At 62.2% G+C, this 26,721-nt stretch carries 26 protein-coding genes; 9 read left to right on the top strand and 17 right to left on the bottom strand.

The window, feature by feature from the left end:
* Positions 1–15 precede the first annotated feature (15 nt).
* Both N7333_RS01840 and N7333_RS01835 read left to right on the top strand, forming a co-directional pair.
* Positions 16–1,377: an EAL domain-containing protein gene (locus N7333_RS01840; RefSeq protein ID WP_096827004.1), complete on the top strand. Its 1,362-nt coding sequence runs from the start codon at positions 16–18 to the stop codon at positions 1,375–1,377.
* Between the two features lie 221 nt (positions 1,378–1,598).
* Entirely contained in the window at positions 1,599–2,252 is a 654-nt protein-coding gene (locus N7333_RS01835) for a TIGR04211 family SH3 domain-containing protein (protein WP_279858258.1), read from the top strand.
* Positions 2,253–2,255: 3 nt separating this feature from the next.
* Here N7333_RS01835 and ubiM read toward each other — a convergent pair whose 3' ends face one another.
* The 3 genes from ubiM to ccoG form a co-directional block, all read right to left on the bottom strand.
* The gene (ubiM, locus tag N7333_RS01830; protein WP_279858256.1) at positions 2,256–3,428 is read right to left on the bottom strand and encodes a 5-demethoxyubiquinol-8 5-hydroxylase UbiM; all 1,173 of its coding nucleotides are present in this window, start codon (positions 3,426–3,428) and stop codon (positions 2,256–2,258) included.
* A gap of 225 nt (positions 3,429–3,653) precedes the next feature.
* Positions 3,654–5,066 carry a GntR family transcriptional regulator MpaR gene (mapR, locus tag N7333_RS01825; RefSeq protein WP_279858254.1) on the bottom strand — a complete coding sequence of 471 codons (1,413 nt, stop codon included), beginning with the start codon at positions 5,064–5,066 and terminating at the stop codon, positions 3,654–3,656.
* 258 nt (positions 5,067–5,324) lie between these two features.
* Positions 5,325–6,737 (bottom strand): cytochrome c oxidase accessory protein CcoG, encoded by a 1,413-nt coding sequence (gene ccoG / locus N7333_RS01820; protein WP_279858252.1) that lies wholly within the window; start codon positions 6,735–6,737, stop codon positions 5,325–5,327.
* Positions 6,738–7,258: 521 nt separating this feature from the next.
* On the opposite strand from ccoG, the gene N7333_RS01815 reads away from it, so the two are divergent.
* Positions 7,259–8,866 carry a malate:quinone oxidoreductase gene (locus N7333_RS01815; protein WP_279858249.1) on the top strand — a complete coding sequence of 536 codons (1,608 nt, stop codon included), beginning with the start codon at positions 7,259–7,261 and terminating at the stop codon, positions 8,864–8,866.
* A gap of 182 nt (positions 8,867–9,048) precedes the next feature.
* Here N7333_RS01815 and N7333_RS01810 read toward each other — a convergent pair whose 3' ends face one another.
* The 14 genes from N7333_RS01810 to N7333_RS01745 form a co-directional block, all read right to left on the bottom strand.
* Positions 9,049–9,762, bottom strand: coding sequence for a serine protease (locus N7333_RS01810; protein WP_012019216.1), 714 nt, complete (start codon positions 9,760–9,762; stop codon positions 9,049–9,051).
* A gap of 208 nt (positions 9,763–9,970) precedes the next feature.
* Complete coding sequence (gene plsB / locus N7333_RS01805) at positions 9,971–12,454, bottom strand: glycerol-3-phosphate 1-O-acyltransferase PlsB (protein ID WP_012019215.1); 2,484 nt, start codon at positions 12,452–12,454, stop codon at positions 9,971–9,973.
* Positions 12,455–12,637: 183 nt separating this feature from the next.
* Positions 12,638–13,021: a hypothetical protein gene (locus tag N7333_RS01800; RefSeq protein WP_003244133.1), complete on the bottom strand. Its 384-nt coding sequence runs from the start codon at positions 13,019–13,021 to the stop codon at positions 12,638–12,640.
* Positions 13,022–13,179: 158 nt separating this feature from the next.
* Complete coding sequence (locus N7333_RS01795) at positions 13,180–14,022, bottom strand: EamA family transporter (protein ID WP_279858245.1); 843 nt, start codon at positions 14,020–14,022, stop codon at positions 13,180–13,182.
* A 152-nt stretch (positions 14,023–14,174) separates the two neighbouring features.
* Entirely contained in the window at positions 14,175–14,567 is a 393-nt protein-coding gene (locus N7333_RS01790; RefSeq protein ID WP_279858243.1) for a hypothetical protein, read from the bottom strand.
* A 77-nt stretch (positions 14,568–14,644) separates the two neighbouring features.
* Complete coding sequence (locus N7333_RS01785; RefSeq protein ID WP_003244139.1) at positions 14,645–15,115, bottom strand: AAC(3)-I family aminoglycoside N-acetyltransferase; 471 nt, start codon at positions 15,113–15,115, stop codon at positions 14,645–14,647.
* Positions 15,116–15,231: 116 nt separating this feature from the next.
* Positions 15,232–16,056 carry a hypothetical protein gene (locus tag N7333_RS01780; protein ID WP_279858241.1) on the bottom strand — a complete coding sequence of 275 codons (825 nt, stop codon included), beginning with the start codon at positions 16,054–16,056 and terminating at the stop codon, positions 15,232–15,234.
* A 591-nt stretch (positions 16,057–16,647) separates the two neighbouring features.
* Positions 16,648–16,944: a hypothetical protein gene (locus N7333_RS01775; RefSeq protein WP_279858239.1), complete on the bottom strand. Its 297-nt coding sequence runs from the start codon at positions 16,942–16,944 to the stop codon at positions 16,648–16,650.
* Between the two features lie 104 nt (positions 16,945–17,048).
* Positions 17,049–17,627: an isochorismatase family protein gene (locus N7333_RS01770; RefSeq protein WP_279858236.1), complete on the bottom strand. Its 579-nt coding sequence runs from the start codon at positions 17,625–17,627 to the stop codon at positions 17,049–17,051.
* 142 nt (positions 17,628–17,769) lie between these two features.
* Positions 17,770–18,126 carry an Imm39 family immunity protein gene (locus N7333_RS01765; RefSeq protein ID WP_279858234.1) on the bottom strand — a complete coding sequence of 119 codons (357 nt, stop codon included), beginning with the start codon at positions 18,124–18,126 and terminating at the stop codon, positions 17,770–17,772.
* Positions 18,127–18,201: 75 nt separating this feature from the next.
* Positions 18,202–18,537, bottom strand: coding sequence for an Imm45 family immunity protein (gene imm45 / locus N7333_RS01760; RefSeq protein ID WP_252576672.1), 336 nt, complete (start codon positions 18,535–18,537; stop codon positions 18,202–18,204).
* 397 nt (positions 18,538–18,934) lie between these two features.
* The gene (locus N7333_RS01755) at positions 18,935–19,291 is read right to left on the bottom strand and encodes a Ypar14, super integron cassette (protein ID WP_195882968.1); all 357 of its coding nucleotides are present in this window, start codon (positions 19,289–19,291) and stop codon (positions 18,935–18,937) included.
* Positions 19,292–19,402: 111 nt separating this feature from the next.
* Positions 19,403–19,720, bottom strand: a complete 318-nt coding sequence (locus N7333_RS01750; RefSeq protein WP_279858227.1) for a hypothetical protein — start codon at positions 19,718–19,720, stop codon at positions 19,403–19,405.
* Positions 19,721–19,807: 87 nt separating this feature from the next.
* A complete protein-coding gene (locus N7333_RS01745; protein WP_279858226.1) occupies positions 19,808–20,266 on the bottom strand; it encodes a hypothetical protein in 459 nt (152 codons plus the stop codon).
* 146 nt (positions 20,267–20,412) lie between these two features.
* On the opposite strand from N7333_RS01745, the gene N7333_RS01740 reads away from it, so the two are divergent.
* From N7333_RS01740 to N7333_RS01715, 6 genes are all read left to right on the top strand, one after another.
* Positions 20,413–21,378 (top strand): integron integrase, encoded by a 966-nt coding sequence (locus N7333_RS01740; protein ID WP_279858225.1) that lies wholly within the window; start codon positions 20,413–20,415, stop codon positions 21,376–21,378.
* A gap of 168 nt (positions 21,379–21,546) precedes the next feature.
* Positions 21,547–22,470, top strand: coding sequence for an ABC transporter ATP-binding protein (locus N7333_RS01735; RefSeq protein WP_279858224.1), 924 nt, complete (start codon positions 21,547–21,549; stop codon positions 22,468–22,470).
* Positions 22,467–23,198, top strand: coding sequence for an ABC transporter permease subunit (locus N7333_RS01730; protein ID WP_003244158.1), 732 nt, complete (start codon positions 22,467–22,469; stop codon positions 23,196–23,198). The genes N7333_RS01735 and N7333_RS01730 overlap by 4 nt, the downstream gene beginning before the upstream one ends.
* A gap of 9 nt (positions 23,199–23,207) precedes the next feature.
* Positions 23,208–25,040, top strand: a complete 1,833-nt coding sequence (locus tag N7333_RS01725) for a Gldg family protein (protein WP_279858223.1) — start codon at positions 23,208–23,210, stop codon at positions 25,038–25,040.
* Positions 25,041–25,206: 166 nt separating this feature from the next.
* Complete coding sequence (locus tag N7333_RS01720) at positions 25,207–26,196, top strand: DUF4340 domain-containing protein (protein ID WP_279858222.1); 990 nt, start codon at positions 25,207–25,209, stop codon at positions 26,194–26,196.
* A gap of 296 nt (positions 26,197–26,492) precedes the next feature.
* On the top strand, positions 26,493–26,702 hold the full coding sequence (locus tag N7333_RS01715) for a cold-shock protein (protein ID WP_003244161.1): 210 nt from the start codon (positions 26,493–26,495) through the stop codon (positions 26,700–26,702).
* Positions 26,703–26,721 lie beyond the last annotated feature (19 nt).

Raw genomic sequence — 26,721 nt, 5'->3', positions numbered from 1 at the left:
CTCGGGAATTCTTCCATGCCGGCACTCTCCACCTTCGCCAAGCGCGTGCGCCAACTCTGGCACGGGGCAGATCTGGCCCTGGTAGGCCAGCGCCGCGAACGGCGCATGCGCATGCTGGCCAGCCTGGTCATGGTGGTGATCGGGCTGCTCTGGGGGCTGTTCTTCTCGCTCAATGGCTACTGGGCCATCGTGGTGATGGACGGGGTGATCATCCTCAGCGGGCTGGCCGTCTTCGCGCTGACCCTGCGCGGTCGGGGGCGCAGCGCCAACCTGATCCTGTTCGGTGCTCTGATCCTCGTCGTGGTCGCCTCCGCGCTTCTGCTCGACCCGCCCACGCTCGCGGCGCCACGGGCCAGCCACCTGTATCTGCTGCCGATGGCGGTGGGCGCGCTGATGGCCTTTCGCGACGATCCGCTATGGCTGCGTTACGGCGTTGCGCTGTTCTGCCTGCTGCTGTTCGTCGGGCTGGCGGCATCCGTCTGGCGCCCCACCGATGCCCATGCCCTGCCGGACGAGGTGCGCGTGGTGGGCTCGTGGGTGCAGGGCGGCGTCGCCATGGTGCTGTTCTTCGTGCTGCTGCACATCCTGCAGACCGATACGGCCGAACGCTCGGAACTGGACAGCGACCTGCGCGCGGCGCTGCGCGAGCGGCAGTTCGTGCTCTATTACCAGCCGCAGCTCAACGCGGCCAACCGGGTGATCGGGGCCGAGCTGCTGATTCGCTGGCAGCACCCGCAGCGCGGCCTGGTGGGGCCTGGCGAATTCATCGACCACGCCGAGAACACCGGGTTGATCATTCCCCTCGGCCAGTGGGTGCTGGAGCAGACGGCAGCGCAGCTGCGGCACTGGAGCGACGAGCCGCTGTTTCGCGACATCGGCCTGGCGGTGAACATCAGCCAGAAGCAGTTTCGCCAGCCCGGTTTCGTGGCCGAGATCCTCGCGTTGATCGAGCGCCACGGCATCGCTGCCCAGCGTCTCGAACTGGAGCTGACCGAGACCCTGATCGTGCACGACATGGAAGACCTCACCCGCAAGATGAACGCGCTGGTGGAGCACGGCGTGCGTTTCTCGCTGGACGACTTCGGTACCGGCTTTTCCTCCCTCAGCCACCTCAAGCGGCTGCCGCTGAGCAAGCTGAAGATCGACCGCTCCTTCATCTGCGACGTGCTCACCGATGCCAACAGCGAAACCATCGTGCGCACCGTGATCGCCCTTGGCCAGAGCATGGGCATGACGGTGATCGCCGAAGGGGTGGAAACCGAGGCGCAGCGGCGCTTTCTGGCCGACAACGGCTGCAGCCAGTTCCAGGGCTACCTGCTCGGTCGACCGATGCCGCTGGCGGATTTCTGCGCCTTCGTGCAGCGCCATAACGCCTGAGAGGGCTCCGTCCATCCGCCGCACCCGCCCTGACTGAACTCGAAGCGCCCCTGCAGGGTCTGTCTGCTGTCGGCCCGCTTGGGGGGAATGGATGGCTATTTGCCGTTAGCGTGACGTCTTCGTCGCGAATTCTGCTCTGATCCTGTTGCAGCTCCCTTGCCTGCGGCCGCCATCGTTATCCCGTTCCCGGGTTCGTCTGACTGCCACGTGAAGATCGCCCCATGTTTTTATCCCGTCTCGCTCCATTTTCCTCCCGCACCCTGGGTGCCTGCATGCTGCTCGGCAGCCTGCTCGGCGCCGCCTCGCTGCATGCCGAAGAGTCCGCCAGCAACCAGCGCTGGGTCAGCGACAGCCTCAACACCTATGTGCGCAGCGGGCCTACCGATGGCTACCGTATCGTCGGCACCCTGACCTCCGGGCAGAAGGTCGAACTGCTGCGCACCCAGGGCGATTACAGCCAGGTGCGCAGCGACGGCGGCAACGCCGTCTGGATCCCCAGCCGCGACCTGCAGGCGGTGCCAGGCCAGGCCGAGCGTCTGCCGCAGCTGGAACAGCAGGTCGCCGACCTGACCGCTCAACTCAAGGGTATCGACGACACTTGGAAGACCCGCGTGCAGGGCATGCAGGAAACCCTGGACTCGCGCAAGCAACTGATCGACGAACTGCAGGCCGCACGCGGCGCGCTGGATGCCGAACTGACCACCACCCGTTCGCAACTGCGCGATGCCCAGGCGCAGCTGGGTGAAGAGCAGCAGCAGGTGCTGATGCGCTACATGGCCTATGGCGGCAGCATCGCCGGCGCCGGGCTGTTGCTCGGGTTGATTCTGCCGACCATGCTGCGGGTGCGGCGCAAGCGTAACGATCAGTGGGTGTGAACCTCAGCCGCGCGCCGTCAGGTGCTGGGCGATGCCTCGCTTGAGCGGCAGCAGGCCCTGCGCCACGCGCAGCCCGGCGCCGCGCAGCAGGCGCATGGGCAGGCGGTCGTTGGTGTACAGCTCCACCAGCAGGTTGGTGGCCTGATACAGCGGCCAGGTGGCCAGGCGCTGCTGGCGCTCGTAGCGCGCCAACGGCTCGGCCGCGCCGATGTCCTGACGTTCGCGCCATGCCGTCAGCAGCTGTTCGCTCAGGCGTTGCACGCTGCCCAGGCCGAAGTTGAAACCATGGGCGGTGACCGGGTGCATGCCCACGGCGGCATCGCCGATCAGCGCGCAGCGCGCGCCGACCATGCGCCGCGCATAGGCGCTCACCAGCGGGTAGACGTGACGGCTGCTGACCAGTTGCATGGCGCCCAGGCGCCGCTCGAAACGCTGTTCCATCTCGCGGGCGAAGCGGGCGTCGTCGAGTTGCTGCAGGCGTTCGATCTCGCGTGGCGGCAGGGTCAGCACCACCGATGACTGCCGGCCATTGAGCGGCAGCAGGGCCAGGGTCTGGCCATAGCCGAACCATTCCCACGCCACCTGCTGGTGGTCCTGCTCGTGCTGCATGCGGCACACCAGCATGCTCTTGCCGAAATCCTTGAGCTGCGCGCCGATGCCGAGCTGGCGGCGGGTTTCCGAGAAGCGGCTGTCGGCCGCGACCAGCAGGCGCGGTTGCAGCACCTGGCCGTCCTGCAGCACCAGCTGCAGCGCATTCGCCTGCGGGTGAATGGCGCGTACGCCGGTTTCACAGAGCAGTTGCACATCGGCGCATTCGCGCATCGTCTGATAGGCCGCGCGGCGAATGGCCTGGTTGGCCACCAGATGACCCAGACGCTCGGCGCCGGCCTGCTCGGCACGAATCTTCAGGGCGAACAGCGAGGGGCCGTTGAACACCTGGGCATCGCGCAGCACGGCGATGTCATCGGCCGGCAGGCGCGCCCATAGACCCAGGCGTTCGAGCAGCGCCTGCGAGCCGTGGGTGAGGGCGATCTCGCGACCGTCGAAGGCAGGTTCGGCCAGCGCCTGCTCGGCCTGGCGTTCCAGCACGACGATGGACAGGCCGTGCCCGGACAGGGCGCGGGCCAGGCACAGGCCGGCCGGGCCGGCGCCGACGATGACGATATCGGGTGACATGCTGCTCTCCTGGCGAACTCGGAAAGAGGCGAGTCTAGGTCGGCAGACAGCACTGGATATTGTCCGGGATCATGTCGGGAGTGGGGGCCTTGTTTTCGGTGCGCACGGCGCCCCCTACGGGCTAGGCATAGCCGCGGACGAGCGTAGGGTGCGCCGCGCGCACCAGCGATGTAGCCCGGATGCAATCCGGGGAATCCCTCCAGCGGCGCCCGGATTTCATCCGGGCTACAACAGCCCTGCCACCAGGCGCCCGAGCACTTCCATGGCCTGTTCGCTGCGCGGGCTCCAGGGGTGGCCGTAGTTCAGCCGCGCGCAATGGCGAAAGCCCTGGCTGGCGGAGAAGATCGGCCCCGGCGCCAGGCTGATGCCCTGTGCCAGCGCCAGGCGCAGCAATTGCAGCGAGTCCAGGCGCTCGGGAAATTCGAACCAGAGAAAATAGCCGCCCGCCGGCCGCGTGACCCGCGTGCTGGCGGGGAAGTGTCGGGCGGCGGAGGCGAGCATGGCGCTCTGCTGCATCTCCAGGGCATGGCGCAGCTTGCGCAGGTGGCGGTCGTAACCGCCGTGCTGCAGGTAGTCGGCCAGTGCCGCCTGGGCTGGCACCGACGGCGAGATGGTGGTCATCAGCTTCAGTCGGGCGATCTGCTCGGCATAGCGCCCGCCGGCCACCCAGCCGATGCGATAGCCGGGCGCCAGGCTCTTGGAGAAGGAGCTGCAATGCATCACCAGCCCCTCGCGGTCAAAGCTCTTCACCGGTTTGGGCGGGTGGCTGCCGAAGTACAGCTCGGCGTACACGTCATCCTCGATCAACGGCACCTGATGCTCGACCAGCAGGTCATACAGCGCCTGCTTCTTCTCCTCGCTCATGCTCGCGCCGAGCGGGTTCTGCAGGCTGCTCATAAACCAGCAGGCCTTGATCGGCAGTTGTCTGAGGCTGTCGGAAAGGGCGCCCAGGTCGATGCCTTCGCGCGGGTGTACGGGAATTTCCACCGCCTTGAGCTGCAGCCGCTCCAGCACCTGCAGGCAGGCGTAGAAGGTGGGCGACTCGATGGCCACCAGATCGCCCGGCTGGGTCACGCACTGCAGGCAAAGGTTGAGCGCCTCCATGGCGCCGTTGCTGATCACCAGCTCTTCCATCGGCAGCATCACGCCGCTGACCATGTAGCGCAGGGCGATCTGCCGGCGCAGGTCGGCGTTGCCGGCGGTCATGTCGGCGATGATCTCGTGCGGCGAGAGCATGCGCAGCGCGTGCGCCATGCTCTTGGCCAGGCGCGGCAGGGGGAACAGGTCGGGGCTGGGGAAGGCCGAGCCGAAAGGTACGGTGTGCGGATCCTTGAGCGAGGCGAGCACGGAGAACACCAGCTCGCTGACGCCGACCTCGGTGGTCTGTGCCGTGTGGGCGGTCAGCTCCGGCTCGTGCAGTGGGCGCTTGGCGTGCTCGCGCACGAAGTAGCCCGAGCGTGCGCGCGCCTGGATCAGGCCGCGGTCTTCCAGCAGGTAGTAGGCCTGGAACACGGTGGATGGGCTGACCCCGTAGGTGCGGCTGGCGTGGCGCACCGAGGGCACCTTCTCGCCGGGGCCGAGCACGCCGGTACGGATCAGCGCGGCGATCTCGTCGGCGAATTTTTCGTAGCGTTTCATCCTGTCCTGGTTCACCGCCGCAAAGGGTACGGGCGAACACTTTACGGGGTGAGCGGCAGACATGGCAGTGCCTCGTGAATTGTCCAGGGTGGATCTGACTCATGTAGCCCGGATGCAATCCGGGGAGGCATCTCGAACCGCCCCGGATTGCATCCGGACTGCGACGCTTGCTCCCCTCTCCCTAGCCCTCTCCCCGGAGGGGCGAGGGGATTGATCGCGTCCACCTTTCGTTAAGTGAACAGCACGGTTTACCGCGCCTCAACGCAGCGGCGCCAGGAAGGTGCTCTGGGTACTGACGTGGCTCTGCGAATCGGCCTGGTCGCGCACCTCGAAGCGGATGGTTTGCGGCCCAGCACCATTGTGCGTGGCCGTCAGCGCCACGCTTACCGGCAGATCGCGAATCTCGCCCGGCGCCAGGTTCAACGTGCGCGGGCCGTGCAGTTCGAAGTCGCCGGCATCGACCAGCGCGATGGCGTAGCTGCGCGCTTGCTGGGTCTTGTTGATGATCTTCAGGCTGTAGATGTTCTCGATCTGGCCCAGCGAGTTCTCACGGAACAGGCCACGGTCGCGGGTCACGTCCAGGGAGATCAGCGGGCGTTCGGCCAGCGCCCAGGCGAAGGCGCCGATCATCAGCGCCAGCATCGCCGCGTAGCCGATCAGGCGTGGGCGCAACCAGTGGGTCTTGCCGCCGGCCAGCTCGTTCTCGGAGCTGTAGCGCACCAGGCCACGGTCATAGCCGAGCTTGTCCATCACGTTGTCGCAGGCATCAATGCAGGCGCCGCAGCCGATGCATTCCAGTTGCAGGCCGTCGCGGATATCGATGCCGGTGGGGCAGACCTGGACGCACAGGGTGCAGTCGATGCAGTCGCCCAGGCCTTCGGCCTTGTAGTCGGCGTCCTTGCGGCGCGGGCCACGGTTTTCGCCGCGGGCGGCGTCGTAGGAGATGACCAGCGTATCGCTGTCGAACATCACGCTCTGAAAGCGCGAGTAGGGGCACATGTCGCGGCACACCTTCTCGCGCAGCCAGCCGGCGTTGATATAGGTGGCGGCGGTGAAGAACAGCACCCAGAACGCCGTGGTGGCGCCGACTTCGAAGGTGGCCAGGTCCACCGTCAACTGGCGCACCGGGGTGAAGTAGCCGACGAAGGCCAGGGCGGTGACCAGGCTCACTGCCAGCCACAGGCCGTGCTTGGCGCTGCGCCGGGCCAGCTTCTGCAGCGACCAGGGCGCGGCATCGAGCTTGATGCGCTGGCCACGGTCGCCCTCGGTGAGCTGCTCGACACGCATGAAGACCCAGGTCCACACGCTCTGCGGGCAGGCGTAGCCGCACCAGACACGACCAGCCAGCACGGTGATGAAGAACAGGCCGAAGGCGGCGATGATCAGGATGGCCGAGAGCAGGATGAAATCCTGCGGCCAGAAGGTCGCGCCGAAGATGTGGAACTGACGGTTCTGCAGGTCCCAGAGCACCGCCTGGCGGCCATTCCAGTCGATCCAGGCGGTGCCGAAGAACAGCAGAAACAGCAGGCCGGCGCCGAGCAGACGCAGGTTGCGAAAGCGCCCGGTGAAGCTGCGCGTGTGGATCGGGCCGCCGGCCTGGGCCGGTGTCAGGCGGATGGGTTTGGCAGGGTCGATGGTCTCGACGGCGCGCACGGGGATCAGCTCGGTCATGTCGTTGCCCTCATCAGGCGTTAATCAGGCTGGCGCCATGATCCGGGGGCCACTGTTTGCAAAACAGACTCAGGTTTTCGATAAAAAAGCGGATCAGATACGACCGGTCGGCAGTCGTTCGGCGCCGCTGCCGGCGTGTGGCTCCGGTAACGCAGCAGCCGTGATCGGCGATTTGCGAGGCCGCCAGCCCTCCTGTCGTGGCCCCTTCCGTCGTAGCCGGATTCGGGCGGAATCCCGCCATCGGAACGCCCCCTGGCGCCGCGCTTTGGCGACATCTCGCCACGGAGGTCTCAGGGCGGTGCCGCTATGGCCTCGCCGATAGCGCTGAATCCTTTCAGCGGCACGCATATTGCTCCTGCCCGCGGCGCGATCGGAACACGCCCGCCAAGAGGCCTGGAAACACCCTTCCTTCCGCCGCGCCGCAGATCTGCGGCTATCGCCCATTGTGCGGCCCAAACGGCCGCTACCCGAAACCTTGCCTGCACGGCTGTTGCCGTCGTGCGACAACACTGGAATGTCCCATGAAGAAAATCCTGCTGACGCTGCTTTGTTTCAGCGTGATCGGTTGCTCCAAACCGCGCGAGCCCGAGAAAACCGTCGACGTGCTGCTGATCGGCGCTGGCGTGATGAGCGCCACCCTCGGCACCTACCTCAACGAGCTGCAGCCGGACTGGAGCATCGAAATCTACGAGCGCCTCGACCGCGTCGCCGGCGAGAGCTCCAATGGCTGGAACAATGCCGGCACTGGCCACTCGGCGTTCTGCGAGCTGAACTACACCCCGGAAACCGCCGACGGTGGCATCGACATCAGCAAGGCCATCGCCATCAACGAGTCGTTCGAGATCTCCAAGCAGTTCTGGGCCACCCAGGTCGAGCGCGAGGTGCTGAGCAAGCCCAGGAGCTTCATCAACATCACCCCGCACATGAGCTTCGTCTGGGGCGACGACAACGTCGAATACCTGCGCAAGCGCCACGCTGCGCTGCAGCACAGCAACCTGTTCCGCGGCATGGAGTTCACCGAGGATCACGCACAGATCGCCCAGTGGGTGCCGCTGATCATGCAGGGCCGCGACCCGCAGCAGAAGGTTGCCGCCACGCGCATGGCCATCGGCACCGACGTCAACTTCGGCGAGATCACCCGCCAACTGATCGATTCGCTGATTGGCAAGGACCAGGCGCGTCTGCACCTGGAACACGAAGTTCGCGACCTCAAGCGCAACGATGACGGCACCTGGCGCGTGACCGTGGCCGACCTGGCCAAGGGCGGCGAAGAGCGCAGCATCGATGCGCGCTTCGTCTTCATCGGCGCCGGTGGTGGCGCGCTCAAGCTGCTGCAGAAGTCCGGTATCGAAGAGGCCAAGGGTTATGCCGGCTTCCCGGTCGGCGGCCAGTTCCTCATGACCCGCAACCAGGACGTGGTTGCCCAGCACCTGGCCAAGGTCTACGGCAAGGCCTCGGTGGGTTCGCCGCCCATGTCCGTGCCGCACCTGGACACCCGCGTGATCGACGACGAAAACGTGCTGCTGTTCGGCCCGTTCGCCACCTTCTCCACCAAGTACCTGAAGAACGGCTCGCTGCTCGACATGTTCAGCAGCATGACCACCGACAACTTCCTGCCGATGGTCAACGCCGGCATGGACAACTGGTCGCTGAGCACCTACCTGATGGGCCAGCTGATGCTCAGCCAGGACGAGCGCATGGCTTCGCTGCGCGAGTACTTCCCCGAGGCGCAGGATGCCGACTGGGAGCTGATCAGTGCCGGCCAGCGCGTGCAGATCATCAAGAAGGATGCCGAGAAGGGCGGCGTGCTGCAGTTCGGCACCGAGGTGGTGACCGCTTCTGACGGCAGCATCAGCGCACTGCTGGGCGCCTCACCGGGTGCCTCCACCGCCGCGCCGATCATGCTGCACCTGATCGAGAAGGCCTTCGCCGACAAGGTCGCCACCCCTGAGTGGCAAGAGCGTCTGAAGGGCATCATTCCGTCCTACGGGCAGAAGCTCAACGACGACCTGGAACTGACCAACCGCATTCGTCAGTGGAGCAGCGAGCGTCTCGAACTGCTGCACGTCGAAGTGGCGCCGGACGTGGAAATGGCCGCCGAGCCCGAGCCGGCTGCCGTGACCCTGTAAGGCGTAAACCGCTGCAAAGAAACCCGCCCTGCGCGATGCGCTCGGCGGGTTTTTTCTTGGACCCGGATCACACCGGCTACTGGCTATCGCCCGCAAGCGGGCTCCTACGGGGCGTGGTTTGTTCTGTAGGAGCCGGCTAGCCGGCGAGCCTGGCAATCATCCCAGGCGATGACGCCGGGCGATCATTCCGTCAGCGTCGTCAGGATATCGGCATACCAGGTGCAGTTCAGACCCAGGGCTTCGTCCTGTTCCTCGTCGCGCTCGCCGAGCAGGCGGGTGGAATGGATGCCGAGCAGGTGCCAGGGCAGCTCGCCGTCGACGCTGGCGCGCTTGACCACCGGCGCCCCGCTGATGCCGCGGTGGGTGCGGCCATCGGTGAGAAAGTAGCCCAGCCCCTGGAAACGCAGGCCGAAGGACGAGGCCAGCCCGGCGTGGCGCGCCACCGGCATGCGGTGCAGGCTGTCCTGAAAGCCAAGGGGAAAGCCCACCACCAGCAGGGTCGAGCCGATCTCCACATGCTCGTCGGCCTGCAACAGGTGCTGTGCCGTGAAGGCCTGGTAGAGGCTGCCTGGCGGAAGCGCCGAACGGTCCAGTTCGATCACCGCCACGTCGATCTCGCCGGCACCGTCGATGCCCTGGCGCCACAGGTGCCGGTCACCGTGATAGAGAGGGATGGTGAAATCCGCCGTGCTGGCCAGATTGTCCGCGTCGGTGTGCAGTTCGATCTGCAGGGCGTCGGGGTGGTGGCCGCTAGGTTCGTCGAGCACCACATGACGGCTGGTCACCAGAAACAGTTGCTGATCTCGGCTGAAGAAGAAGCCGCTGGCGTTGGTCAGTATCTGCCCGGCCGCCAGGGTGGTGACACGTACCGCGCTGAGCATCAGGGAGTCGATCATGGCCAGAGCCTCCTGCCAGTGTGTGGCTTATCGACTGACTGCCAAAACCGTGACAGGTTCGTCTGGTTGCTCCGAGCCTGCGCCATGGTGGATGTAAAAGCGACATCCACCCCAGGAGCTGACGTGACACGTAGGGTGCGCCGTGCGCACCGGGGCTACGGTGATTCGGAGGCGCACACGGCCTGGCTGGCCGCGCGCGACCCTACGATTACGGCGCCGCCGGCTCGTCCTCGTTGCGATCGAGCGCCACCTGGCGGATCGACAGGCGAATCTCCGCCGGCAGCACGCGCTTGGCGGCGCCTTCGGCCAGTTCGCTGAGCAGCGGATGATGGCTGAGCTTGCCGGCCTCGTCCTGGCGCAGCACGCCCTGATCCAGCAGGCTCTGGATGAAGTGACGGAACAGGCTTTTGTCGAAGAACTCCGGTGCGTTCAGGCCATGCAGGATCGACAGGCGCTGGGCCATGACCGTGCACAGATCTTCCAGCTCCTCGGCGCTGATCGCGTTCTGCCCGGCGTTGAGCAGCAGGGCGATGGCCATGTAGAAGCGCTGCAGGGTCTGCGCCACCGAACGCGACAGCAGCGTCAGCAGCACGAACTGGCGCGAGCTGGGCGCCGGGCGCACGTACACGTCGCCCTCGACCTTGAGCAGGCCCTGCTCGACGAAGGCCGCCAGCCACTGGTCCACCACGTCGTCCAGCTGTTCGATCTCCCAGCGGATGAACAGCTCGGCCTGCAGGTAGGGATACAGCGCCTTGGTGAAGCGCAGGATCTGTTCGCGGCTGATCCGCGCGCTGCTCTGGAAGAAGCTCGCCAGCAGCGCCGGCAGGGCGAAGATGTGCAGCACGTTGTTGCGGTAGTAGGTCATCAGGACGGCGTTCTGCTCGTCCAGATAGAGAATCTTGCCGAGGGCGTCCTTCTGCTCGGCCAGCAGGTCCATGCCCTTGACGTGTTCGATCAGCGCCGCGCCGTCGCCGTCCGGCAGGGTGGTGTGTGGCGAGTAGGGCACCGCGCGCAGCAGCGCCAGATACAGGTCGAGCACGCGCGCCAGGGCGCGGTCGTCCAGAGCCAGCTTGCTGGTGGACAGCAGCGCCAATGCCACCAGGTTGACCGGGTTGATCGAGGCTGCCTCGTTGAGGTGGCGCGCTACGCGCTCGCCCAGGCGGTTGGTGGTGTCGTTGAGCCAGGCCGGGCGGTATTGCGGGCCCAGCTCCTGCTGGCGCCAGCCGGGCTGCTGCTGATCGAGGAACTCGGCCAGTTTGATCGGCTCGCCGAAATTCACCGAGACCTGGCCGAAGCGCTGCTTGAGCGCGCCGAGCACCTTGAACAGGTCGAAGATCGACTCCTTCTTCTTGCTCGCGCCGCGCAGTTCGCCCAGGTAGGTGCGACCTTCCAGCACGCGCTCGTAACCGATGTACACCGGCACGAAGACGATGGGCAGGCGGTGGCTGCGCAGGAAGCTGCGCAGGGTGATGGCCAGCATGCCGGTCTTCGGCCGCAGCATGCGCCCGGTGCGCGAACGGCCGCCCTCGACGAAGTACTCCACCGGGAAACCCTTGCTGAACAGGGTGTGCAGGTATTCGTTGAATACCGCGGTGTACAGCGGGTTGCCCTTGAAGGTGCGGCGCATGAAGAAGGCGCCGCCACGGCGCAGCAGGCCGCCGATCACCGGCATGTTGAGGTTGATGCCGGCGGCGATGTGCGGCGGCGTCAGGCCGTTGCGGAACAGCAGGTAGGACAGCAGCAGGTAGTCGATGTGGCTGCGGTGGCAGGGCACGTAGATCACCTCATGGCCCTGGGCGATGTCGCGCACGCCTTCGACGTTGTGCACCTTGATGCCGTCGTAGATCTTGTTCCAAAACCAGGAAAGCACCAGCTCGAGGAAGCGGATCACCGTGTAGGTATAGTCCGAGGCAATCTCGTTGCCGTAGCGCAGCGCCTGGGCTTCGGCCTTCTCCAGGCTGATCTTCTCGCGCTCGGCTTCCTCGGCAATCGCCTGACGCACCAGCGGGTCGTGCACCAGGCCCTTGACCAGGTTGCGCCGGTGCGACACGTCCGGGCCGATCACCGCCGCCTTCTGGTTGCGGAAGTGCACGCGCAGGATGCGATGCACCATGCGCAGGGTGCGCTCCTGGCCCTTGTCCTGCTCGACCAGCTCGCGCAGGTGAATCGGCGTGGAGAACTGCACGCGGGTCTTGCGCCCGAGAATCAGGATGCTCACCAGCCGGCGCAGGCGCCCGGTCACGGCCCAGCTGTCGGCGAACAGGAGCTTCCAGGCGCTGGTCTCGCGGTCCGGCGACTGCCCCCAGAACACGCTGACCGGGACGATCTGGGCGTCGTCCACGGCATGCTGGCCGAGGGCGGTGACCACGCGATCGAGGGTTGGCGAGATGCCGCGCTTGTCCTGACGGCCGAACCAGTCCGGCTCCGGCGTCAGGTAGAAGAAGGCGGCGGGCTCAATGTGTTCCCCGACCGCCACCGGCAATACCGGGCGCGGCAGGCCAGCCTTGGTGCACTCGCGGTCGACCACCGCCAGGTCACTCACCGACGGCTGCTGCAGCACATAGAACACCGGCTTGCTGCGGTCGAGCTTGAGGGTGAAGGCGGACTGGTTGATGGTTTCCGAGCGTACCCAGAGGTACAGCAGGCGGCGCAGCGCTCCAAAGGCGAGGCGGCGCAGGGGAGAACGGGTCATACGGACTCTTGAGCAGTTAAACGAGCGGATGCTCGGGAAGGTCGCTAGTGTGCCGCAAGCCCGCGTGGCGGGCAAAAAACTTCCGGGGGAAGTTCTTCACCGCGCTGCAAGGTGGACCCGAAGGCCTCTTGCATACGCGCTGCGCAAGGGCTCGCAGCGCGTACCCAGGGTAGGGCGCCGGTGTTACAGCGTGATGTTGGCGCTGTTGGCGGTGTCCCAGCTCGGCAAACGCCATTCCAGGTGATAGGAGGCCGAGCCGATGTGATAGCCGATGCCGATGACGCTGGCGACGACCTCGCCTTTGGCGGTGAAGAACACCGAGACGCCATTGCCGGCGCCGCGCTTGCCTTCCGAGACGTGGCAGACCGCTTTGCCTTTGTGCGGATACTTGTCGTTGGCGCCCGCCTGACCGTCGTGATTGGTGATGGCGTTGTAGGCCTTGGCCACGTTCTTGCGCCAGGTCGTGCCACCGTCACCGACCTTAGCGATGGCAAAGGCGATGAAGTCATCTTCGCTCATGACCCCATCGCTGCCGGTGGTCTTGGGGCCCCAGATATTCTTCGACATCGTGTTCCCTCCTGTGCGGGTGAAGTGCTCAGTAACTCTAGCTACCTGGCCGGCACCAGCGAGGCGGGGCGACGGAGGGTCGTCAGGCCACGTCAGTCGAGTAGGGTGGGCCGGGCGGCGTACCGCTTCAGCCCACCACCTGCTACAAGGCGAAACCCTCAGGCCAACTTCATCATCACCACGCCGGCCGCGATCACCACGCAGGCCAGGACACGAATCGGCCGCAATGGCTCCTTGAGCAGCAGCACCCCCAGCAGCACGGCGAACAGTACGCTGGTTTCGCGCAGCGCCGATACCAGCGCCACCGGCGCCTGGGTCATGGCCCAGATCACGATGGTATAGGCGGCCATGGACATCGCCCCGCCGGCCAGCCCGCCGCGCCAGTGCGGGCCCAACTGCAGAAAGGCCCGGGGGCCGCGACTGAGGGCCAGCACCAGCGCCATCACCACGCCGTTGACGGTGAACAGCCACAACGAATAACTCAGCGCGTCGCCATTGCTGCGCGCTCCCACGGCGTCGCTCAGGGTATAGCCGGCGATAAACAGCGCCGTCATCAGCGCACAGGCCAGCATCGGCGCCTGTGGCGCCTGGTGATGCCCACCGCGTATCGCCATCAGCCAGATGCCCAGCACCAGGGTCAGCAGCCCCAGCAGTTGCAGGGCATCGAGGCCGTCATGCAGGAGCAGCAGCGACAGCAGGGCGACCATCAGGGGCGAACTGCCGCGAGCGATGGGATAGACCTGACCGAGGTCGCCGTACTGGTAGGCGCGGGCGAGAAAGAAGTTGTAGCCGATGTGCAGCAGCGCCGACAGCGCGATCCAGGGCCAGGCCGAAGCCTGTGGCAGCGCCACCAGCGGCAAGGCGCAGAGCGCCACCAGGCCGGCACCGATCTGGATCAGCGTGGCGGTGAGGAAACGATCCAGACCGATCTTGAGCAGGGCGTTCCAGCCGGCATGCAGGGCAGCGGCGGCGATGACGGCGAGAAAGACCGTGTTTTCCAAAACGGGCCTCGGTGGCGGGGTGGTTGGAGGGGCGTCGCCGGAACGGGGCCGGCTTTCGTGAGCACATCATGCAGGCGGCGATGATCCTATCAGGCTGTGACACTCGGAAGACCAACGCCGCCTGCAGTCGCAGGGCGCCGCGCGAACGGCTGCTAAAGCACCGCGCGGCGCCGGGTTGCCAGCAGAAAGAGCAGGGTGAAGACGATCACCAGCAGATCCAGAACGACGGCGGGCGCCGCCGTGGCGAGGTATTGCTGGCCGTAGAGCAGCACCAGCACGACGAAGATGGCCTTGCTGGTCGCCGCGAACACGGCGCAGCACACCCGGTTCTGCGGGCTGAACGCGCCGTAGATCAGCATCACGCCGATCAGCCCGACCAGCGCCGACCAGCTGCGAATGACCAGGCCTTCCAGCTGCCCGTTGAACGAGGCACCGAACATCGACTCCAGCGCCGCCTGGGGCGCGAACAATCCATAGAACATGCTTGCCGTGAGCACGCCGGATATCAGCATCAACCAGCGGAAGTTGCGTGCGATCAGGTCCATCGGGGCGATTCCTTGCAGTGATGAGCGTGCGTGAGAGTAGACGCGATTCGTCAATGTTCGGCCAGCGCAACGGGCGGCTAGCCGCGCTCCAGCGGAATATCGAAATGCAGCACATCCTCTCGGATGCCGAGCTTGGTATAGAGCGCGATGGCGGGATCGTCGCCATGGTCCGCCTGCACGTAGATGACGTAGGCTCCTCTGGCCGCTGCGATGTGCTTCAACTGCTCGATCATCGCCGTCGCGATGCCGCGCCGCCGATGCGGCTGCGCAACGGCCAGGTCGTAGATGTAGATTTCCGCGCGCGCCTGCTCGAACTTGGGTAGCAGGTAGGCCGCCAGCCCGCCGACCACCTGCCCCTCGGCCAATGCGGCAATGGCGAAGAACGCATCGCTCGCCAGCAGCCCCTGCAGGTAGGCATCGTCGGGCTGCGCTGCGGTGTAGGTCGCCGTCTCCCCGAAGGCCTCGCCGAACATGCTCAGCATCGCGCGCATGACATCGACATGCTCGCTGCCTAGCGTCTGGATCGAGATACCTTGTGCTTCTTTCATGGCAATCACCTCTAGGTAGAAGGAGGAGGGTACTGGTGGCCAGGTTGGGCTGCGCATCGACCTCCACTTGCGCCCGCATATCCTGGTCCAGGCCAAGGCCGCCAGCCGTATGCAGGCTATGGTTCCAGACGCTGCCTGGCCTCGTCGTGGGATTCTTGGATCAACGAGCCCCATTGAGCGCTGTCCGCGTTCAGGGTCAGGGTAAATTCCTCATCGCCCTCGCCCTCTTCGACGAAAGTGACCAACCAGACAGCGCCATGCCGGGAAATCTTCTGCCGCTTCCATTGCGCACTGTGATGATCCATGTTCGCGACGTGCCGCCTGGCGTGGCACAGCGCGGCCTCTTGGGTACGCAGCGGGGGCGCTGGGCAATGGCTGTTGTGATTCAGATAGTGGTCGAACACCTCGTTGTCGCCCATGGCGTGAACGGCTTCGACGACGATCCTGCCTTGCTTGTCCATCAAGCCGCATTGGCCGCCGCGAAGCAGCGTGTGCTCGTCTTGCCGTTCTTCCACGAAGGGGCCGTTGCACACCACGGCATGCCCGTAGTCGTAAGGCAATAACAGATCGAAGCCGGGTTTCAGCACGGTTTCCAGTCGTGCGTCGATAAAGACCATCCGGCCCTTCACCAGGCCTCGGGCAAGGCCTTCCCTGAAATAGTCGCAGCCATTGTCGAAGAACAGCACATGTTGCGAGCGTCCGTCCTGCAGCAGGTAGAAGGCTTCGCTCGCCGCGAGGATGACGCAGGCCATGCCGTTGCCGTCGAAGGCCAGGTTCTCGGCGTGTTCGCTGTTAAGCGTGAGCCGATCACCCTCAACCACGCCGCAGTCCTCGAAGTAGGCAACGCTGCCGTCGCCCTGTTTGCTGGGATAGACGCAGGACTCACCGGCCCAGACCATAGACGAGCACAACGAAAGTGCCAAGAGGATGATGGACTTCATAGGCTTCCCTGTTCGGATGGTGGGGCGCCAACGGCCTGGCTCCGCCCGTGATCAATATGCTGACGGAAGCGCCGGTCATGCTGCTGTGACATGGCCCGGAAAGCATGAGCCGGGTATGTGTGTTTCCACTCAATCGTGCTGAAGGAATGTGCACTCATTGAATGCTAGCGTTTGGTTAAGGGGCGGGCTTTAGCCCGTCCCATTGAGCGAAGCGAACGGTTTGAACCGATCGTTATGTTTGGTTGTTCACTGTGCTTCTGGAAAATTGGCGAATATCAACAAGAATAGTGCAGTGCAAACCACAAGCGAAAGCAAATATAAGTAGCCGGATTTATGTAATGTTCCAGGCCAAAATAGAGCTAGCGGGCCCATTAGTTTAAGTTTTTTCTCATTGCCGGGATTAACACACGAAAACACTTTGCACAATAAGTAGACGCAAGCAACGAACAGCATTAGTAAAAAAGCAAATGCAAATGCAAATGCAAAGTAGAAACTCATGGTTAACCTAGGACATAACGATTAAGCTAAGGGGCCGGCTTTAGCCGGTCCCAGTGAGCGAAGCGAACGATTTGAGCGCATTGTTAGGAGCCCTTATTTGAAAGCTATTTTCTCGAACTCATGCAGTGTATGCGCCCCCTGAATGTCATCGCCAGAGCGATAGGCTAGAAGTGCCTGATCTAGAATTGCATTTAGCTTGCTAGCAACCTCAATGCTTGAGTTAGATGAAGCTAAGATAGTTACGCCGTTTCTAAGCTCCGCAAAAGCCCGCTCAAGATTCAGTTGCTCATCAGCTTTCAGATAATCCTCTTCTGGAAAATCATCTGGTGCATGAACTATTACCAAGGACAGAAAGTCTTTGAGGGTTTTTGAGTCTCGCACCCAGCTCATACAGGGCTCCTAACGTTCGACGTAAGGGGCGACTTACGGTCTGCCGCAAGACGTCCCCTTGACGAAGGGTTAGGCCACAACAATGTCGAGGACATGGTATGTCCTCATGGGCGCACGCCGCCAGGCGTTGCAAAGTCCACTTCTTCGGCTTTGGCGGTGCCGTTCGTGCGGCCAGGGTAGCTCAGCCAGAGCATCGCGATATTCAGCTCCCGGATCACGTTTGCTGCCTCAATCTTCGTTCCGTCCTCAAGCTCCATTGTGCCGGTGGTGTGCGCGTCCTTGACTAGAGTCAAGTCGTAGCCACGGTCCAGTGCGCCAAAGGCGGTGGCACGGATGCACCAGTTGGTCGCAGCGCCAGCCAGCACAATATGGCTCACCCCGAGCTTGGCGAGTTCATCTTCGAGCGGCGTCTGTTCGAACGACGAGTTGAAGCGCTTATGAATCAGCGGCTCGCTCTCTGCAGGCGACAATTCTGGCACCCACTGCCACGCCGGGCTTCCGAAAGGCAATTCGTTGTCCGAGTGCTGCACCCATATCACGGGTACGCCGGCGGCGCGAGCCCGCTCGACAGCGTGCGAGACATTCTTGATGATCCGTGCTGCGTCCCACGATTCCTTCATAACGCCAACCTGCACGTCTACGACCAGCAGAACTCCCTTGTTGCCTTCGCGAACCGTTGCCATCTTGATTGCCTCAGAGTGAATGATGAGTGCTCTGCATTGGTGGGCGCATGAACCACCACTTCGGACCTGCGGCCTAACGTTTGGTTAAGGGGCGGGCTTTAGCCGGTCCCGAGTGAGCGAAGCGAACGGTTTGAACCAATTGTTATACGGTGATTTTCGGGAGACCATACTTTGTTGATACTAAATTTAGTACATGAACTGAAATTTTTTTTATTTCGGCATCTAGGTTTGACGAATTTTGGAGTTGTTGTAATGGGATCTGTATAGAGGCTTCCAGTTCTTTATGTTTGTTGATGCGCCCTATTTCTACTTTTTGTGAGGTGTCTGCTCCATATTTGACAATGAGGCTGACTTTATCAAATGGGGCACTTGTAGACCAGCCGGATAACCTCATGCACTCGGAAAGGTCTTTAGATGCCTGCAACAAGGCAGGTCCAAAGCCTTTTACTTTTCCTTTGACTAAACCTACGCCGCCTAGAAGGAGAAGGTAATCGTTCATGAGAAGTCCGTATAACGTTTGGTTAAGGGGCGGGCTTTAGCCTGTCCCAGTGAGCGCAGCGAACGGTTTGAACCACTAGTTAGGTTTCACGCCGTGGCCCGGTGGATAACAGTCCACGTAACTGACGGCTTCAACTTCGCACTCGGGATAAATCCAGGTTTGCCAATTTTTCTTTAGCCAAGCCACTGACACTGCGCCAGTTTCATGCTTTGCTTCGGCAGGAAACACCAACTCGGTTTGTCCGGCATGATGGCCAGATGAACATATCAGCTTATAAAACGTTGGTGAATCATGTTCTTCGATAATCATGAAGTCGACGATTTTCTCAAATGGAGCTTTTGCCGGGAAACGGAATACCACACCTCTTCCAAAAGATTTTTTCTTGCAGTTTGCAAGTGGGCGCCAATTCATCGTGTGACCTAACGATTAAGCTAAGGGGCCGCGGAACGCGGTCCCAGCGAACGAAGTGAGCGCTTTGAGCGCATTGTTAGGAGACTGCATACGCAAGCTCCGATTGTTTGATTTTCTACATCGAAACCGGATTCTAGCTCCAAAATAAATGTTGGTTCTGGACTGAGAGATATAAGAGAAACTAGCGAGCCTTTGCTGCCGGAGTGCGCGCCACTTACGACAAGCACGAAATCATTATGCTGATAGACCACGCCAGAAATTGGCGTATGACTGAGGAACGCTTGATTGAGCTGCACAGACTCCACAAAGGCTCCTAACGATTAAGCTAAGGGGCGGGCTTTAGCCCGTCCCAGTGAGCGAAGCGAACGATTTGAGCGCATTGTTATAAGCCACTAGCCTAGTAAATTTCAATTCGAATGTTTGGGCTAGCATGCACGCGAACACCGTAAGGAATTGCGGACTCTCCGTCGTACCGATTGCCAAAGCATTTTGCAGGTGCGAACTCTAAATACTCATTTGGCCACTTTTTAACATAGCGTACGCCCGAGCACTCAAGAAGTTTCATGGAGAATAAGGGTTGTTCGGCGTATTTATGAGAAAGCTCAAAGTAAACGTCCCCATCGTAAGGGTATATCGTTAAATCTAATGTAGCCCCGCCTTTGTCCACCTTGTAGTGATAGCAAATGCCATCCGGTTCAATTTCCGGAATGGTTTCAAGGCAGGTCAATACATCACTTTCGTCCCAAGCAAGCACACAAATCCCTCCGTGGTCTATAACGTTTGGTTAAGGGGCGGGCTTTAGCCCGTCCCAGTGAGCGAAGCGAACGGTTTGAACCACTTGTTAGGCTTCTCATGGTCAGGTTATTCACTGAGACAAATAAATTAGTGCCCCAAGGGCCGGGCCCAAAACAAAGAGCGACTTGAAGAAAATGCTTGTTACGCTGGTGCGAAATGATGAAGCCATTTCAGCTTGCATGAATAGCATTGGAGCTATCAGCGCGAGCGGCATTAACCACAATAGGTGCCAAGGATTGAAAGCGGATACGAGTGCGAAGCCGATAGATATCCACCAGTAAATGATAGTAACTATGGTTGATTTTACCCGCATGCTTGGATTGATGATGAGCCCTAAGGTCCATGATGCGGAAAAGAAGAATACGACAGCCCAAAGCGCGTAAATCATGGAGTCTCCTTTTAAACGCCTAACGTTTGGTTAAGGGGCGGGCTTTAGCCCGTCCCAGTGAGCGGAGCGAACGATTTGAACCATTTGTTAGGTGCTCCACTGTGTTATTGCTGTATCGATATCTTTTTCCCAGCAGTATTCAATTAATGTGCTCATGTATTCTTTTTTTAGAATAATTAAGCTTTTGTGGACTGCCTGTCGTTGCTCAGCCGAAAATTCTGAAAATTGCAAAGACTCTGCATTTAAGCCTATTTGGTTGATGAATAGACATATGTAAGGCGAGCCTTCTTTGTCGTTCTGCCCTGTTACGGCTAGTTCGATAAGTCTTGGTATGTAATAGCCCATTGCCTGAGGTGTTAAAAAGGAAGAAATTCCCCAGCATACAGTGCCAATTTGTTCAGGTGACAAGTCTCGCCTGTTTACATTATTAATCTCGTCGTTATGATCTCTACATTCTTCGCAGTGTTCAATATCCGTGGCTGACTCAGGCTTTTCAAAGGCCTCGAATAATTGATACGTATTTTCTACGAAATCAACGATATCCACGACTGCACCTAACTATTAATTAGACGACATTCATGTCGCGTTTCCACGCGACAGCTGTCGCATAATCTTCCTTGTTGTCTTGCAAGTCCTTGTCTAGCTTGAAGGTTGTCGCGGCAAACGCGACAGCTCCTAGGGAGAAACGCGACATGGATGACGGCAAGCCCAAGCTGCTGGATCAACTGCGCCAGCAAATTCGAGTCAGAAACTATTCCATCCGTACCGAAGCTGTCTATGCCGAATGGGTAAAGCGCTACATCCGCTTTCACCACTATCGGCATCCGGCAGAGATGGGCGCGGCGGAGATCGAGGCTTTTCTGACCCATCTTGTGGTTAAGCGCGACGTGTCTGCCTCGACACAGAACCAGGCTTTGGCCGCTCTGCTATTCCTCTACAAGGAAGTGCTCAAGCTGGATTTGCCTTGGTTGCAGGGGGTCGTACGGGCGAAGAAACCCAAGCATTTGCCGGTGGTGCTTACCCGTAGTGAGGTCGATGCCCTGTTGGCTCAACTGCAGGGCGATAGCTGGATCGTTGCGAATCTGCTCTATGGTGCTGGATTGCGATTACTTGAGGCGCTTCGGCTACGAGTCAAGGATGTCGACTTTACCCGGCGAGAAATCATCGTGCGTGATGGTAAGGGCCAGAAAGATCGGGTAACCATGCTGCCAATGCGTGTCGTCGAGCCGTTACGGCAACATTTGAACGAGGTGCAGCGCGTGCATCAGGGGGATCTGGTAGAAGGCTTTGGCGAAGCTAATTTGCCGTTCGCGCTGGCGCGCAAGTATCCGAATGCGGCGAAGGAGTGGGGATGGCAGTTCGTTTTCCCGTCTGGCAATCGCTCTCAGAATCCACGCGGGCACGGCATTCATCGCCATCACCTGCATGAAAAAACCATCCAGAGGGCGGTGCGTGAGGCGGCGCGGCGTGCTGGCTTGATCAAGCATGCGACGCCACATTCGTTACGTCATTCCTTTGCCACGCATCTTCTGGAGGCAGGCCAGGACATTCGCACCGTGCAGGAGTTGCTCGGCCACTCAGATGTTAAGACAACCATGATCTATACCCATGTGCTCAACCGAGGTGGCCTAGCGGTGTTGAGCCCTCTGGATCGCTAAACACATATTCCATTTACTACTTGTTTCGGCCTGCTGACTGAACTTTTCAGTTTTGATACGGTCTGGCCCTCGTCCGGGCGCGTGCTTTTGTTCGTGCCCGGCGTTCTTGCGGCCTGCGCTCTCGCGATGGTTTCGCTGAGCGCAGGCCATTCGCGACGGTGAGAGGCCATGATCGATATAAGAAACCTGACCAAGCGTTTTGCGCAGCACACGGCAGTCGATGACCTGTCGTTCCAGGTCCAGCCCGGGGAAGTGCTGGGCTTTCTCGGCCCCAACGGGGCCGGCAAATCCACCACCATGAAGATGCTCACCGGCTTTCTCGCGCCGACCTCCGGCACGGCGAGCATCCTCGGTTGCGATATCCAGACCCAGACCCTCGAAGCCCAGCGGCAGATCGGTTATCTGCCGGAAGGCGCGCCTTGCTATGGCGATATGACGGTGCGCGGCTTTCTCGACTTTATCGCCGAGGTGCGCGGTTTTCACGGTGCCGAGAAGAAGCAGCGCGTACAGCATGCAGTGGAGCAGGTGGAGCTGGATAAGGTGCTGGAGCAGAGCATCGAGACGCTCTCCAAGGGCTTCAAGCGCCGCGTCGGCCTGGCCCAGGCGATCCTGCATGATCCGCGCGTGCTGATCCTCGACGAGCCCACCGATGGCCTCGACCCGAACCAGAAGCACCAGGTGCGCCAGCTCATTCAGGGCCTGGCGCGCGACAAGATCGTGATCATTTCCACCCACATCCTCGAAGAGGTCACGGCGCTGTGCACCCGCGCGGTGGTGATCGCTCAGGGCCGATTGCTGGCCGATGGCACGCCGCTGGAGTTGGAAAGCCGCTCGCGCTACCACCAGGCGGTGACGCTGGTGGCCGAGGAGGCGCTGGATCAGGCTGCTCTTGCGGCGCTGCCAGGAGTCGCTGGTGTCGAGGAGAACGCCCGCGAGCACAGCCTGAGCGTGCTGGCGCAGCCGGGCGAGGTGATCTTCCCGCAGGTCAATACGCTGATTGCCGAACGCGGCTGGAGGGTCAAGGAACTCAACGTGGAACGCGGCCGCTTGGATGAAGTGTTCCGCACGCTGACCCGGGGAGAGCAGCCATGACCCAGTTGCCCGTGATCTTCAAGCGCGAGCTGGCGAGCTACTTCGCCACGCCGCTGGCCTATGTGTTCATCGTCATCTTCCTGGTGCTGTCCGGGGTGTTCACCTTCTACCTGGGCGGCTTCTTCGAGGGCGGCCAGGCCAATCTTTCTGCGTTCTTCAACTTCCACCCCTGGCTCTATCTGTTCCTGGTGCCGGCGATTGCCATGCGACTGTGGGCGGAGGAGCGCAAGTCCGGCTCCATCGAGCTGCTGATGACCCTGCCGATCACCCGCTTCGAGGCGGTCACCGGCAAGTTCCTGGCGGCCTGGGTGTTCGCCGGCATCGCGCTGCTGCTGACCTTCCCGATGATCATCACGGTCAACTACCTGGGCGAGCCGGACAACGGCGCCATCGTTACCGGCTACATCGGCAGCTGGCTGCTGGCCGGCGCGTATCTGGCCATTGGCTCGTGCATGTCGGCGCTGAGCAAGAACCAGGTGATCGCCTTCATCCTGGCGGTCAGCGCCTGCTTCCTGTTTATCGTCAGCGGCTTTCCCATGGTGCTCGACGCCTTCGCCTGGGCGCCGCAGTGGCTGGTGGACGCCATCGCCTCGCTGAGCTTCCTGGTGCGCTTCGACGCTATCAGCAAGGGCGTGATCGATCTGCGCGACCTGCTGTATTTCCTCTCGCTGATCGCCGCCTGGCTGACCGCCACCGCCGTGGTCATCGACCTGAAGAAAGCCGACTGAGGAGCGCCCATGAAAAAGCTGATCTATTCCGGCGCCGGGCTGCTGCTGATCGCGGTGGCCTTTCTCGCCTTCAACCTGCTGGCCGGCCTCGGCCTGGGCGGTGCGCGCCTGGACCTGACCGAGCAGAAGCTCTACACCATCTCGGACGGCACCAAGCAGATCCTCGGTGAGCTGGACGAGCCAATCAACCTGTACTTCTTCTACTCGGACAAGGTGGCCAAGGACCTGCCGGCGCTGCGTACCTACGCGCAGCGTGTGGAGGAGATGCTCAAGGCCTACCAGCGTCAGGCCGGCGGCAAGATCCGCCTGCACGTCATCGACCCCGAGCCGTTCTCCGAGGACGAGGACAAGGCTGCCGAATTCGGCCTGCAGGGCATCCCGCTGCAGCAGGGCGGTGACTCGATCTACTTCGGCCTGGCCGGCACCAACGGCCTGGATGACACCCAGGTGATCCCGTTCTTCGCTCTGGATCAGGAAGAACATCTTGAATACGAGCTGAGCCGCCTGGTGCAGACCCTGGCCAAGCCGGAACTGCCGGTGGTTGGCGTGCTCTCCGGGCTGCAGATGACCGGCGGCTTCGACATGATGGCGCGGCAGCCGACTCCGCCGTGGATGGTGCTGGAGCAGGTGCGCCAGTTGTTCCAGATCGAGCAGCTCAAGGCCGACGTCGACCTGATCCCCGAGAACGTCTCGGTGCTGTGGCTGGTGCATCCGAAGAACCTGCCCGAGCAGACCCTGTACGCCATCGACCAGTTCGTGCTGCGCGGCGGCAAGCTGATGGTGTTCGTCGACCCCTATGCCGAGGCCGATACCGGCGATATGCCGGGTGAGATGGCGGTGGACCGGGCGTCCGACATCGAGCCGCTGTTCAAGGCCTGGGGCCTGCGCCTGGTGCCGGACAAGGTGCTCGGCGATGGTTCCTACGCCATGTCGGTCAACCGTGGCCAGGGCCAGCGTCCGGTGCGCCACGCCGCCTGGCTGAGCCTGCCGCGCAAGGCGCTGGATCAGGATGACATCGCCACGGCCGGGCTGGAGAGCGTCACGGTCGCCACCTCCGGCATTCTCGAGCCGCTGGAGGGGGCGAAGACGCGTTTCACCCCGCTGATGCAGAGCTCGGAATACGCCATGCCCTTCGACGCCCAGCGCTTCGCCATGCTCAGCAACCCGGAGGAGCTGATCCGTGAACTGGAGCCGACCGGCGAGCGCTACACCATCGCCGCACGTATCGACGGTCCGGCGCAGAGCGCCTTTCCCGATGGCATCGAAGGCCGCAAGGACGGCCTCAAGCAGGCCGACAACATCAATGTGATCGCCGTGGCCGATACCGACATCCTCAGTGATCGCATGTGGGTGCAGGTGCAGGAGTTCTTTGGCCAGCGCATCCCGCAACCCTGGGCGGATAACGGCAGCTTCGCGATCAACGCGCTGGACAACCTGGCCGGCTCCGAGGCGTTGATCAGCGTGCGCTCGCGTGGTCGCTTCAGCCGCCCGTTCGTGGTGGTCGAGGAGTTGCAGCGCGCCGCCGAACAGCGCTTCCGTGACAAGGAGCAGGCTCTGCAGGCGCGTCTGGCCGAGACCGAGCAGCAACTGGCCGCGCTGCAGCGCAGCGACGACCCCAGCCAGGCGCTGGAGCTGACGCCGGAGCAGCAGGGCGCGCTGCAGCGTTTCATCCAGCAGAAGCTGGAGATTCGCAAGGAGCTGCGCGACGTGCGCTATCAGCTCAACGCCGATATCGAGGCGCTGGGGCGCACGCTGAAGATCATCAACATCGCCCTGGTGCCGGCGTTGCTGACTCTCGGCGTGTTGGCGCTGTGGCTGTGGCGGCGCCGCCGTCACGCTTGATGTTCACCTGTGGGAGGGGCTTCAGCCGCGACCGTTGCCGCTGAAGTGCCTCCCCCTATGTCTGGTTTTCCAGAGGCCCGTAGGGTGTGCCGTGCGCACCACTCAGGAAGCTTCGGTGCGCACGGCGCCCCTGCGTGGCTTCCTCCTATCCAAGGGTGAAAAGATCATGGGACGTAAAGGTCTGATTGCATTGATCGTCATCGTGCTGCTCTGCGTGCTGGGTTATCTCGCTGTGCAGCGCGACCAGCAGCAGAGCACCGCGCAGATCGAGCGTGCGCCCTGGCTGGCCGCCGAACAGGACTACCTGGGCAGCCTGCAGGCCGTGGAAGTGGAGCAACCCGGCCAGCCGCCGGTGCGCATCGAGCGCCGCGACGAGAGCTGGGTGGTGCCGGCCAAGGCGAATTACCCGGCCGCGCCGGAGCCTCTGGCCAGGCTGCTGCGCGCGTTGCGTGAGGCGCGCACGGTGGAGGCCAAGACCGCCAATGCCCAGTGGCATGGGCGGCTGGGCCTGGCCGAGCAAGGGCAGGAGGACGAGCAGGCGCTGCGTTTGCGCCTGTACTTCGACGGCCACCCGGAGTTGAACCTGCGCCTGGGCAATCCATCGCAGCAGGGCAGTGGGCAACTGGTGCGGCGCGCCGGTGAAGACCAGGTCTGGCAGATCGATCAGGTGTTCGAGCTGCCCACCCATGAACTGCAGTGGCTGGATCGCCGGGTCAGCGACATCCCCTTCGCCAGCGTCAAACGCCTGGAGCTGCGTTACGCCGACGGCGAGACGCTGACGCTGAGCAAGACCGATGCCGAGCAGTACAACTTCACGGTCGAGCAACTGCGCAAGGATCAGAAGCTCAGCTTCGAGGGAGTGGCCAACGGCATGGTCACGCTGTTCTCCAATCTCCGTTTCGCCGATGCAGCGCCACTGGCGCAGGTGGGGTTCAAGCAGGCACCGATGCTGACATTCAGCCTCGGCGGTTTCGATGGCCAGAGGCTCGAGGGCCTGTTGTACAAACAGGGCGAGCAGTACTGGCTGGTCCAGACCGAGCATGAGGGATTCAAGGCCGGCGAGATCAGTGCACGCAGCGACTGGGCCTATCGTCTGGAGGCCGATCAGGTGCAAAGGCTGGCGAAGAAGTTGCGCGATCTGCTGGCCAAGAACTGAGGATGACGTGGTGACAGAAGGTTAGGCGCGTTTTGAAGGCCGTTGCCGCCAGGGATGGCGGGCCGAAAAAACCTCTGGAAGTACTGCGCTGCTTGGGCGAAGTTCGCTTCTAAAAAGTGCTTTTCAGTCACATTTCATGCTTTATACTCGGCCGAGCGGTTGCTGCAAGAACGCCATTCGCTTGACCTGCTCCATGTTCCATTTGCCGGGGTTGGCGAACGATGAAGAACGTTTTTACCGAGCCGTCAAAGCCCCTGCTGGACAATAAAAACATAGCGAGTTTGGAGAAGTTGGTAATGGCAGATCGTGAGACTGGAACCGTCAAATGGTTCAATGATTCCAAGGGTTACGGGTTCATCCAGCGCGAAAGCGGCCCGGACGTATTCGTTCACTACCGTGCCATCCGCGGCGAAGGCCACCGCACCCTGATCGAAGGTCAGAAGGTCGAGTTCGGTGTGACCCAGGGCCAGAAAGGCCTGCAGGCGGAAGACGTATCGGCGCTCTGAACGCCAAGCTCGTAATGCC

Origin of the sequence: Pseudomonas sp. GD04158, assembly GCF_029834875.1 — a bacterium.
GTDB classification, from domain to species: domain Bacteria; phylum Pseudomonadota; class Gammaproteobacteria; order Pseudomonadales; family Pseudomonadaceae; genus Aquipseudomonas; species Aquipseudomonas hydrolytica.
Note: the sequence above shows the minus strand (reverse complement) of the source record. Positions and strands in the feature narration are given on the sequence as shown.

Coding starts and splice junctions, on each gene's coding strand:
- N7333_RS01840 (WP_096827004.1), top strand. CDS start 16: ATGCCGGCACTCTCCACCTTCGCCAAGCGCGTGCGCCAACTCTGGCAC.
- N7333_RS01835 (WP_279858258.1), top strand. CDS start 1,599: ATGTTTTTATCCCGTCTCGCTCCATTTTCCTCCCGCACCCTGGGTGCC.
- ubiM (WP_279858256.1), bottom strand. CDS start 3,428: ATGTCACCCGATATCGTCATCGTCGGCGCCGGCCCGGCCGGCCTGTGC.
- mapR (WP_279858254.1), bottom strand. CDS start 5,066: ATGAAACGCTACGAAAAATTCGCCGACGAGATCGCCGCGCTGATCCGT.
- ccoG (WP_279858252.1), bottom strand. CDS start 6,737: ATGACCGAGCTGATCCCCGTGCGCGCCGTCGAGACCATCGACCCTGCC.
- N7333_RS01815 (WP_279858249.1), top strand. CDS start 7,259: ATGAAGAAAATCCTGCTGACGCTGCTTTGTTTCAGCGTGATCGGTTGC.
- N7333_RS01810 (WP_012019216.1), bottom strand. CDS start 9,762: ATGATCGACTCCCTGATGCTCAGCGCGGTACGTGTCACCACCCTGGCG.
- plsB (WP_012019215.1), bottom strand. CDS start 12,454: ATGACCCGTTCTCCCCTGCGCCGCCTCGCCTTTGGAGCGCTGCGCCGC.
- N7333_RS01800 (WP_003244133.1), bottom strand. CDS start 13,021: ATGTCGAAGAATATCTGGGGCCCCAAGACCACCGGCAGCGATGGGGTC.
- N7333_RS01790 (WP_279858243.1), bottom strand. CDS start 14,567: ATGGACCTGATCGCACGCAACTTCCGCTGGTTGATGCTGATATCCGGC.
- N7333_RS01785 (WP_003244139.1), bottom strand. CDS start 15,115: ATGAAAGAAGCACAAGGTATCTCGATCCAGACGCTAGGCAGCGAGCAT.
- N7333_RS01780 (WP_279858241.1), bottom strand. CDS start 16,056: ATGAAGTCCATCATCCTCTTGGCACTTTCGTTGTGCTCGTCTATGGTC.
- N7333_RS01775 (WP_279858239.1), bottom strand. CDS start 16,944: ATGAGCTGGGTGCGAGACTCAAAAACCCTCAAAGACTTTCTGTCCTTG.
- N7333_RS01770 (WP_279858236.1), bottom strand. CDS start 17,627: ATGGCAACGGTTCGCGAAGGCAACAAGGGAGTTCTGCTGGTCGTAGAC.
- N7333_RS01765 (WP_279858234.1), bottom strand. CDS start 18,126: ATGAACGATTACCTTCTCCTTCTAGGCGGCGTAGGTTTAGTCAAAGGA.
- imm45 (WP_252576672.1), bottom strand. CDS start 18,537: ATGAATTGGCGCCCACTTGCAAACTGCAAGAAAAAATCTTTTGGAAGA.
- N7333_RS01750 (WP_279858227.1), bottom strand. CDS start 19,720: ATGATTTACGCGCTTTGGGCTGTCGTATTCTTCTTTTCCGCATCATGG.
- N7333_RS01740 (WP_279858225.1), top strand. CDS start 20,413: ATGGATGACGGCAAGCCCAAGCTGCTGGATCAACTGCGCCAGCAAATT.
- N7333_RS01735 (WP_279858224.1), top strand. CDS start 21,547: ATGATCGATATAAGAAACCTGACCAAGCGTTTTGCGCAGCACACGGCA.
- N7333_RS01730 (WP_003244158.1), top strand. CDS start 22,467: ATGACCCAGTTGCCCGTGATCTTCAAGCGCGAGCTGGCGAGCTACTTC.
- N7333_RS01725 (WP_279858223.1), top strand. CDS start 23,208: ATGAAAAAGCTGATCTATTCCGGCGCCGGGCTGCTGCTGATCGCGGTG.
- N7333_RS01720 (WP_279858222.1), top strand. CDS start 25,207: ATGGGACGTAAAGGTCTGATTGCATTGATCGTCATCGTGCTGCTCTGC.
- N7333_RS01715 (WP_003244161.1), top strand. CDS start 26,493: ATGGCAGATCGTGAGACTGGAACCGTCAAATGGTTCAATGATTCCAAG.